Source organism: Psychrobacter sp. 1Y4 (genome assembly GCF_051847555.1).
This window is the reverse complement of sequence record NZ_JBPYDE010000504.1, coordinates 1-733: the sequence shown is the minus strand read 5'-3', so window position 1 is coordinate 733 and position 733 is coordinate 1. Positions and strand designations below refer to the sequence as shown.

The window sequence follows — 733 nt, the reverse complement described above, 5'->3', positions numbered from 1 at the left end:
CCAAGGTATCGATTCTCCTGCCCAATCGACAAAACTACCTGATTGGGCAGCCGTCATCCCTGATAGCACTTCCAATAAACATTCAGCGCTATACGCTGGCGAGAATAGATGTCCTTCAGCGACATTGCCTTGAAACGGCGCGGACAATTGGGTATTCACGGTGCCCGGTTGCATGACGACTACGCACACTTCTTTGAGTGATCGGCCCCATTCGATACTCAAATTTTTCATCCCCATATTGAGCGCCGCCTTACTCATTCTATAGCTATACCAGCCGCCGAGTTGGTTGTCCGTGATACTACCGACACGAGCTGATATGGTCGCAAAAATCGCAGGATGCTCAGCGCTGCGTTCAGCTTTGGTGAGCAAAGGTTTGATATGCTTGGCTATAAGCAAGCTTGCTAGTGCATTGATTTGCATATTTTGCAGAAAAAACTCTGTTTCAATTTGCCGCAACGCCTTTTCTGGTTGCGCAGCCTCTGTATGTAGTAATCCTACGCAGTTGATCACCCAATCGACATGACCGACTGTCTGTTTGATGGTGTCGGCCGCTTTTTTGATGCTTTCTTCATCAATGATATTCATGGGTAACCAATGAAGGTTTTCTGATTCAAAGTTAGGCTCACTGCGATGATAAGTGGCGAATACTTGTGTGCTATGACTTTTAGCAGATGCGCCGTCAGTTTGATCTGCAGCTGTCTCTTGTACCAGCTGCTTGACCATAGCCTGACCA

The 733-nt window shown here is 47.3% G+C and carries 1 protein-coding gene; it reads right to left on the bottom strand.

Annotated features, from left to right (window positions below):
* The coding region (locus ACS8FC_RS17220; RefSeq protein ID WP_439297680.1) for an SDR family oxidoreductase at positions 1-733 on the bottom strand (733 nt) is incomplete at both ends.